General features: G+C 36.9%; 13 protein-coding genes. 3 read left to right on the forward strand and 10 right to left on the reverse strand.

All coding sequences use genetic code 11. From position 1 onward, the window contains the following. The first annotated feature begins 2 nt into the window (after positions 1 to 2). The gene (locus ACHHZ6_RS08485) at positions 3 to 251 is read left to right on the forward strand and encodes a hypothetical protein (RefSeq protein WP_097338297.1); all 249 of its coding nucleotides are present in this window, start codon (positions 3 to 5) and stop codon (positions 249 to 251) included. 39 nt (positions 252 to 290) lie between these two features. Then, positions 291 to 500 (forward strand): hypothetical protein, encoded by a 210-nt coding sequence (locus ACHHZ6_RS08490; RefSeq protein ID WP_177317330.1) that lies wholly within the window; start codon positions 291 to 293, stop codon positions 498 to 500. A gap of 40 nt (positions 501 to 540) precedes the next feature. On the opposite strand, the gene ACHHZ6_RS08495 is transcribed toward ACHHZ6_RS08490, so the two are convergent. The 5 genes from ACHHZ6_RS08495 to ACHHZ6_RS08515 all read right to left on the reverse strand — a co-directional run bounded on the left by ACHHZ6_RS08495 (position 541) and on the right by ACHHZ6_RS08515 (position 3,115). Continuing rightward, the gene (locus ACHHZ6_RS08495; protein WP_177317329.1) at positions 541 to 1,320 is read right to left on the reverse strand and encodes a hypothetical protein; all 780 of its coding nucleotides are present in this window, start codon (positions 1,318 to 1,320) and stop codon (positions 541 to 543) included. Positions 1,321 to 1,424: 104 nt separating this feature from the next. Further along, positions 1,425 to 1,718: a 3TM-type holin gene (locus ACHHZ6_RS08500; protein WP_063215042.1), complete on the reverse strand. Its 294-nt coding sequence runs from the start codon at positions 1,716 to 1,718 to the stop codon at positions 1,425 to 1,427. Positions 1,719 to 1,727: 9 nt separating this feature from the next. Continuing rightward, positions 1,728 to 2,048 carry a hypothetical protein gene (locus tag ACHHZ6_RS08505; RefSeq protein WP_141238775.1) on the reverse strand — a complete coding sequence of 107 codons (321 nt, stop codon included), beginning with the start codon at positions 2,046 to 2,048 and terminating at the stop codon, positions 1,728 to 1,730. Position 2,049: 1 nt separating this feature from the next. Next, complete coding sequence (locus ACHHZ6_RS08510; protein WP_395122084.1) at positions 2,050 to 2,658, reverse strand: hypothetical protein; 609 nt, start codon at positions 2,656 to 2,658, stop codon at positions 2,050 to 2,052. 1 nt (position 2,659) lies between these two features. After that, on the reverse strand, positions 2,660 to 3,115 hold the full coding sequence (locus ACHHZ6_RS08515) for a hypothetical protein (RefSeq protein ID WP_095450835.1): 456 nt from the start codon (positions 3,113 to 3,115) through the stop codon (positions 2,660 to 2,662). A gap of 42 nt (positions 3,116 to 3,157) precedes the next feature. On the opposite strand from ACHHZ6_RS08515, the gene ACHHZ6_RS08520 reads away from it, so the two are divergent. Then, positions 3,158 to 3,604, forward strand: coding sequence for a glycoside hydrolase family protein (locus ACHHZ6_RS08520; protein WP_176473217.1), 447 nt, complete (start codon positions 3,158 to 3,160; stop codon positions 3,602 to 3,604). A gap of 40 nt (positions 3,605 to 3,644) precedes the next feature. Here ACHHZ6_RS08520 and ACHHZ6_RS08525 read toward each other — a convergent pair whose 3' ends face one another. The 5 genes from ACHHZ6_RS08525 to ACHHZ6_RS08545 all read right to left on the reverse strand — a co-directional run. Next, positions 3,645 to 3,914, reverse strand: coding sequence for a hypothetical protein (locus ACHHZ6_RS08525; RefSeq protein WP_075191933.1), 270 nt, complete (start codon positions 3,912 to 3,914; stop codon positions 3,645 to 3,647). A 41-nt stretch (positions 3,915 to 3,955) separates the two neighbouring features. Continuing rightward, a complete protein-coding gene (locus ACHHZ6_RS08530; protein ID WP_395122085.1) occupies positions 3,956 to 7,492 on the reverse strand; it encodes a fibronectin type III domain-containing protein in 3,537 nt (1,178 codons plus the stop codon). A 2-nt stretch (positions 7,493 to 7,494) separates the two neighbouring features. Then, positions 7,495 to 7,890, reverse strand: coding sequence for a DUF6950 family protein (locus ACHHZ6_RS08535; protein WP_063161161.1), 396 nt, complete (start codon positions 7,888 to 7,890; stop codon positions 7,495 to 7,497). Further along, positions 7,890 to 8,534 (reverse strand): hypothetical protein, encoded by a 645-nt coding sequence (locus tag ACHHZ6_RS08540; protein WP_050597010.1) that lies wholly within the window; start codon positions 8,532 to 8,534, stop codon positions 7,890 to 7,892. The genes ACHHZ6_RS08535 and ACHHZ6_RS08540 overlap by 1 nt, the downstream gene beginning before the upstream one ends. Before the next feature lie 112 nt (positions 8,535 to 8,646). Then, a partial coding sequence (locus ACHHZ6_RS08545; protein ID WP_395122086.1) for a hypothetical protein occupies positions 8,647 to 8,889 on the reverse strand: 243 nt, incomplete at its 5' end.

An 8,889-nucleotide genomic window follows, 5' to 3' on the forward strand; every position in this document is an offset into this window, starting at 1 on the left:
TAATGAAATCCCTAATAATGATTCTTATCCCGTTAACATTAGCGGGATGTGCAGCAGTACAATATAATGATGGTAAAACTGTTAGCATTCAGTCTGACGGTTGGTATGGTTTGGATAGTTTACAAAAAACAGCTAATGAAGCATGTCAGCAGTATGGGAAAGAAAAGGCAACTTACATACATAGTGCTAACATGAACCCACATTTACCTAAAGGTAGTGGAGTACAGAATACGATCTGGAAGTGTGAATAATCCATTACAGATATATTTTATATTATTGAGGGTGAAAACATGACTGACGATGATTTCAAACGTAATTATCCACCAGAGCAGTATGATTACGTCCATATAAGCAGTAGAACTAAAGGTTCAATGGGTGAAACTGAAATCGATGTTTATGACATTGTTTCAAAGGAAACTGGTGAAAGAGTACTTAGAGCAACCTATACTGAGCATACTAACTTACGCGGATTAAAAACCACTGAAAACTGGAACTGGTAGAAAAAATGCCCGTAGATTCATTATACGGGCATTAGAAATACTATGAAGGTTCAAACACATCAAAAACTGACAACGTCTCTATATTCATTCGCAAAATCAATTTATTTAAATCTTCTTTGAGCCGAATTATTTCAGCACATAACTTAAGACACATATCGACAAACTCATCATCGGATAAATTCTTTGTTAAATTATCATCAGCCTCACTATCATCACCATCGGTCATGGATAATCCCCAATAATTAACAATAACAATAATGTATGTTATCAACTCAAATTGTTTACTCGCGATGGTAGATAAAAAATCACTATAGGTAGTCAAATCCGGATTTATTTTTTTATTAACTTTCCATGATAAAGTTTTTACGTATTTTAAATCAGCCTTGAACAAACTCAAAGATTCACTACATTGCCCCATCAAGATATTATAGGATCTGAGTGTGTTTCGAAGTTCGCGAGCATGTTTGAAATCAGTTGATTGGTTTTCTTTCATTTTAATGAGAAATGTTTGTGCAATTTTAACATGTAATGTAGGCACGTATAACCTTTTTATATCAGGTATAATAACCGTCATGATATGAACACACTTATCAATGACTTTATCTTTAGTGGCGTCACGTTTCCATTTTCTCGCAAATACTAAACCTATAATAGCCGCCATTGCCATAATAGCATTTGCTAACGCACTTACAGAATCAGACAACTTATCAGTTTTGATAAAACAAAGTACAAATATGATACCAAATAAAAATGATAGAAAAGAAATCAAATTCACTCTTGCAAACTTAACAACAACATCAACTGCTTTATTCCAGTTCATAGCAATAACCATTATCAGTATCAACTAGGAAATATTAACAACAAAAACAATTTATTATCAAGTGATATTTATAGCACAAAACAAAAAACCCTTACGGGGCTTTATTAGCTGCCACCGACCATGATTAGAAGCACTTGTAGTAGCTGTCCTAGTGGTACTTGAATTACTACAATACCAAAAGCATCTAGTACTGGTACTATGATCCAGTTATAGAGAATGATTAAGGTGATCACAAAGCCAAGAGCATTACGCCAATGGAATGATACCTTTTCAATCTCTTCTTTGTTAGTTTCTATCTGCCCTTCGGCATTTGTTTTTTCTACATCTGCTTGAATAGTTTTTCTCTTAATGAAAAAATCCATACCCTTTGATAGTAGTTCTAGTATTACACCAATCATAATTAGTCCTTATTGTATTTGGCAAACACAAGAAACTACGCGATGACCTTTAAAGATGTGGTTGTAAGATAATAGTACCTTTACTTCTACTTGTTCTTTTAATAGTTCAATCATCAATACATCATCTTCATTTACTTTAGGTGTTGTATGATGATGAAAACTATATACGACTAAATCGCCTTTTGTTTTATCTACTTTCTTTTTTATGAGCTTACTACCAGATAGTGCTTTATCATATGGTAAGGTAACACTTACAGGTTGTATTGTCTGAAAAGAAAAATCTGTTAGTACAGAATGATCATAACATGGGAAATTTTCTAAGTTATCCATCTTACTTCCTCCAACGGTAATCAAACGTACCGCGTAATGTTCTTAATTGTTCTATTACTTGCTTCTCGGTTTCATCATAGAAATCAAACAATGGTTTTCTACCAACGGAACCGTAATAACCAATCATCCTTTGTTCGCGTGCCAGTTTAGGATTACGTTTAGAGGATTTCTTGGTAGTGTCGATTAAGTACGTATTGCCGTTCTTACTCTTCACCTTTTTGTATTTATTACTCTTCGTTCTTGAACGTAGCTGTGTAATGTTACCCTGTTTAGTTAACTTGGCATTCTGGTACGGTATGATCTTACCTTCTTTGACATTCTTATATGCTGGATCAAGAATGTACTTTAGATATGATGCTTGATTAGGTAGTAGGATGATCTGGTTAACTGACTTGAACTCATTTATCTTTCTAAAGTTAAAGTACATACTCTTTCCAGTAAACGCGACACCACCGCCCGCTACATCATTATCAATTTTTCTTTGAATGTGCTGTGTAACTATACGCATACGGCTACTTAATTCTTTTTTAAATTCTTGTCCTATCTTTGGGCTATTTTTGTTTATGAATCGCTTCATATCATTAGGACTATTGCCACCCTTCCATGCCATATTACCTATTCCCTAACATCGCTACTAAATCTTGTAGTACATTGAATAAATCACGTCTATTCTTTGGTAAACGTGCTTTACATAGAATCGCTTTGTTTAGATTGTCTGGATGTAAACCAAAGTATGAGATCAACGCCGTTTCAATAATGCTTGCTTCTGCGTCTGATTTAACACAATACAAAATCTTCTTTGTATAATCCATGCCAGCATCAATCATAGCATTCACTGTCTTACTACTACCTGTGTAGTTTTTCCAGTTAGATTCTACAGAAGTAACTTTTAGTTTATCTATGCTTTTAACTTTTTGATAAATCATTTTCTTTCCATAATAGAATTCCCCTGTTTCTGGAAACTCTATGATGTAAACAAAAGATGTATAGTTGCCGTCTGTTACGTCTGAAATATCCCATCGGTCTTTATCGAACATCTCCCAATTCTTATTAATGCGTCCTGCCATTAGTAAATACCTTTTTAAAATTAACTAAAGGTATTTATGAAGATGGATTTAAAAACACGATTAATAGAATATGAAGGTTCACGAGCATATCAAACACGTATGGGATACTTTCGCAATGACAAGTACTACCCGTATAAAGATACAGAAGGATTCTTAACTGTAGGATTCGGGCATAAAGTACTACCAAATGAAAACTTCACTAACGGTATTACTGAGATTGAAGCACTTCGCATACTTGATAAAGATATAGCCATAGCAACAAGCCAGCTAAGTAAACTAAACCTAACCATTCCTAAAGATTGGCAAGACTTCATGATCATCATGATTTTTCAACTTGGCCTATCTGGAACAATGAAGTTTAAAAAGATGATTCAAGCACTACGTGATGCCAACTACACGGAAGCAATCAAACAAGCAAAAGATAGTTTATGGTATCGTCAGACACCAAATAGAGTTAATGCGATGATCGCACAACTAACTAATAAGTAAAAAAAGGGATAGTATCATTTACGGTACTATCCCTTTTTAATTACTGCTTTGATTGTTCAAGAATAGTAATAATCCTTTCAAGTTTGATATCCAATTCGTGAATTTGAATTTCAAGGTTTCGCAAGGTTTCTTTCATCTTGTCTTGTTCGTCGCTTAGACGTGTAATGTTACTATCTTGTACCGCAATGGTAGTTTCAAGATCGGATACACGATTTAATAAATCATTTGTATCTTTTGTATTGTCACGGAAGATAGAATATAAAACTCCTAAACCACTAATAACCAGAGCAAAAAGTGTCCCAATATCCATTAAGAATTTCCCTATGTTATATAATTTGGTAATAGTATTTATTACGCATTATATAAAGGTTGTTCTCCCGCTCGATATATAAGAGCACTTAATAACGGAGGTACATTGAGTGAGGCTAAGCCAGAACGCGATGTAGTACACATAACATAGATATAATTCCATTTGCCACGACCAACAGCAGGTACATAGATACCATTGATTGGGAAAGTATATGGTGTGTTATGTCCATTGTTACCAGCATCAACGAAAGCTAAGTTTGTTAAACCAATGCCATCACCACCCATACGAATATAGAAGTACTGACGCTCAAATGAAGTAAGTGTAATAGTCATATTACTATCAAGGATACGATCAAAATCTTCACCACGTATACGCAACGCTACATAGTGTTGATAAGCTACTGGATCATTAGCGGCCTGACCACCTGATACTGTATGTGAACCGAAAATAAACGGCACTGATGCTATGCCCGTCGATTGTGGACGACACTGATCACCTACGATACGTGCGGCACTCAAAGTACCAAGAATGTTACAGTTTTCATTGATAGTAACGTTGTTGAGTACCCCGCTGTTCGCAAAAATAGTACCGCGAATAGTAGCGTTACCAAAGTTGGCTGTACCGTTCTTGTTAATCATCCAACCGTTCGTACCATCCCAATTACTGGATTGTATCTGCTGGCTGATCTTCGCTGAGTCTATCACCCCATCCATAATGTGAGCGTTACGGATTGCGGCATTGGCAATTTTCGTATTGTCGATTGCGGCATCCTGAATTTTCGCTCGTGAAACGGAAAGGTTATTGATCATAGCCTCATTGATGCTCGCTGATGCTATCACTGCTGAGTTGATATAAGTCTTACCACCCTGAACCACAAAGGGATAAACCCTGTCTGATAGTTTGGCACTGTCAGTACTGATAATGCTAAAGCGATCCGCCATTACGGTAAACACAGATGTTTTTTCATCTGCTGCTAAGGCAATGCCCGTTACGTTACCGTTGTTTGATACCTGTAGCTGCCAGCGTGACCCAAGTTCATCTACGATCTGTTTCTCAACAATGCCAGTAGCCGTATCACTGTTCAGTAGGCTATCAATAACATCTTCGTTCAATTTGCTGTATGGAACCTTCGTGTTCTGGTTAAAACCGATAGTTGGCGACCATACAAGTTCATCCTGTCCGAACACGTCATAGGCTGCTACTCGTGCGAACCATGAACCATCTTCAATACCAAACGATGCTGAATAGCGGTTAGCACTGCTAAAGTACTTCGACCCTGAACTAAACCCCTCATCAAGTGCGATTTGTAGAACGATTCCCGCATAATCCGGTACGTTTGATTCAGTCCAGTCAATGAACACGGAATCATAACCACTCTTCAAATTTACACCTAACAACTGTGGGTGTTGTGGGTTACTAACTTCAATCTGAACTTCTTCACTATAGATACCAGTACCCCAACCATGAGCGATAATCCCAAATACACGGTAACGACTAAGGCCATCACTGGTATTCATTGAATATGAGTACGTCCAGTTGCTTGTAGTGGTGTAGTACGATGTGATGTAGTTCCTGTAGCGGTCATACACACGTATTTCATAGTGTTTGAAGAAATCAGCAAATGTTTTACCATTTACGGCTATGTTAGCCTGATCATCCCAACGTAAAATAAAATCTTGAGCATATGTCTGGTTTAAACCTACATCATCATTCACCATATCAAGATTAGTTATCTTCGGTAATGCGAATATAACTTGTGGTGTTTGATTATAGATAGCTACTAATTCCGATGAATAACCTAATGTGTTATACGCCTCAATAGCAAAATCGTACTGTACACCATATAGAAGATTTAATATCTCAAAACTGGTAGAGTACTGCCCTACGTTACCAATGCTGATCCAAACACTGGAATCACTGCGTTTATAACGAATCTTATAACCACGTACAGTTGTATCCTGACTAAGATCCCATGTTAATAAAACGGTGTTACCTGATGCCGTTGCCCCTAATCGTTGAGCCTGTAGGTTGCTTGGAGGTTCTACGTATGTTGGGTTAGGTAGATTGGTCAATCCATCTTGTGGGAATTGTCCCGGATCTTTTCCTTGATATATACCATCATCATATGAAATCGCGGTGATCTGGATAATGCCTGCTTTATCAACGGTCATTGGTACAGTACGTTGAATACATCTGTACTTTTTATTACTAAATCCAGCTTCTTTAAAATCAATTGTAAACACATCATATACTTTCATATCTGTTACATAGGTATTGAAAGTAATCGTGTTCGTAATGTACTTAGATTTTAGTAATTCAATGTTACTAAGAATAGCAAGCTGATTTTTATCCTGTACCCAAAGATAGTTTAAATCCTTCTTGATAATATAACCATCTTTAGCAATGGATGCGTTACTAATGGCATCACTTGGATAACGGATAATATCTTGTGAATAGTCATTTCCTGGGTTTGTATAGGTACTGTCCATTGTATTAAAATAGTCAGACTTAGAACCCGTTGTGATATTCACACTGCCAATAATATTTGTTTCATCAAAATGTACACTTGGAATATCTGGAGCATCAACGGTTAGATAGTACTTTCCGTTTGATTCATAAAGTACACCACCAAATGTTTGTAGAATATTTTCAATGTTTTCCTTAAATGATTTATCATATTGAATATTACCATTGGAATAGAAATGATTCTGAGCACAATAGTTTGCCATATTACGGAAACTGGTAATATCAATATCATTAGGATCAAGCCCAAAACCAAATTCTGTATTAGTGATAAAGTCATATAGTTGGCTTGGTGGGTTTGAACTTGGTTTACGTACATTATCAGTTAAGTCATAGATCATACGTCCACGCATTTCTACCGATAATGTATAGTTCTGGTTCGTTAGAATCCCATCAATCAATGAATCGTTGGTTTTCTTGATTACGGTACAAATCTGTACAAGACCATCACCACGCATGTTGTCAGTCCATTGACTACCGCCATATTGACGGGCAAGCGTCATAGAACCACCGTAGGACGGCTTACCAAAACGTACCTCAATCTGTAAGTATTTGCGGTACTTCTCAATCATCATTGAGGTAGGCACGATCCCCTCTGTGGTGATGTACGCACCATCCATGAGCACCGGAGCATTATCAAAATAGATCTGCTTGATTACGCCTTGTGATTGTTCCCCTGGTACTTGCCCGATTTCACCGATACTGATCGCGTGAACCGTACATAACTGGTTTGAAGTACCTTTATAGACGTTCTGCCATACGACGATAGAGCCTAACTTGTTATAGGCTACCTCTGTTGCGTTACGATGTGATCCGCCATAGCTGATCGGAATACCAGTACTTGGTGATGTTGATCGGGCATTGTTACTACCCGTACTCGGATACGTTACCCCCATTTGGCCTACATTCATCATCTGTGATGAACTAATGTAAGATAGTGCTGCTGTACCAATACCTATAGCTACTACTGCTGCTAAAGCTAAACCTGCTGCGTATGCTGCTGCCGCTGCTGATGCCCCTGCGATAATAGCTACGGCAACTGCTGCTACTGCCATAGTTATTCCCCTTTAAATCTGTATATTTTGTCTTTTTCATTTGGGATATATTGAGAAACGATATAGTTAGATTTATCTTCTGATAAAATTACTACTTTCCCACGCCAATAAACTGTACTGTGACCTGATGAAATGATGATATCCCCATCAAGTGGTTCAGTTACTAATTCGCCTTTTTCTTTACACAATAGATGTAGAGTAGAATAACTACAGTTAGCTTTTGCGTATTTTCTACCTGCTGTTGGTGTTGTGTATTTCTGGTAGATTTCATCACGGTAATTACTACCTGTGATCATATCAATTACTGTTAGCACCATGATATGACAATCATTAGTACCGTACACTAAAGGTTCACCAACTAAACCACTTAGGTACTCTGTTATAAATCCGTTTTTCATTATTTCTTGCTACTCTTCCAGAATTGCTCTGAACTATTTAGTATTCCTATTAGGTCAAAGAACTTATCACCAGTGTGTAATGATTGGTGTACTGATGTACTTGATAACAGGCGTTGTGTTTGGTCTAACTTCTTCCACAATGAATTTAGATTTACTGTTGTTTCATTTGTGGTATTACCTGCTGTGTTGTTAAAGTCAGAACTAAAGTAATCTATGTAACCACTAAACATACGATAGGCATATAGAATACCCCCTGTAGCTGGGTTAACAATCCCCATCCAGATATTAACTTTGGCATCATTCCACAATCCACGTAACGCCATAGATAGATAATCTTGGCTTACATTACTTACTTTCAAAGAAGTACCGTTATTGTTGATTTGGTTCTTTTCTACATAGTTAGCAAATGATGAATCAAGGAAATCAGGTACAGACTTATAGTTAATCCCATTATAGTTTTGATCGGCAATGGCATCAGTTAGATATATGTTACTTCCTGTAGGTGGAAGTACATCTATTAGCTTTACCATAACACCACATTGATATAGTTCTTTTTCTGTTAGTACGGTTTTGTTATCGCCTCGTGTAAGGTTCCAGTACGCGACAAGATCCGCATTAGTTAGTACATTACTTGGAATAGACATAAATTAACCTCGAATGTTTTCGGTTGCATTTATTGTCACTTCCATAATATTTGTACTTGGCATCTGATATGCTGCGTTCTGTGGTGTAAGAATAAATGAACCTTGAATATTGTCATATTTCATTACTTCCCCAAGTTGGATGTTTTTGATTAATCCAGGGAAGATAGTAATCACGTTGCCAGTGTTGGCTATGATTCGGTATAGTTTCTTGTGTCCGTTGAATTGAACTAAGGAAGGTGCGAATAAGCAGGTCATTTCTTCCCAAGCTGACTCGCTGATTAAAATTTCGCGGATCTGGGCCGATTTTTTTCCCGCAAACACATCGAATCAGCCTATTTAGGCTATTTTTTCCACC

The sequence above is a fragment of the Enterobacter cloacae complex sp. 2024EL-00214 genome (genome assembly GCF_043945575.1).
Lineage (GTDB): Bacteria > Pseudomonadota > Gammaproteobacteria > Enterobacterales > Enterobacteriaceae > Enterobacter > Enterobacter cloacae_P.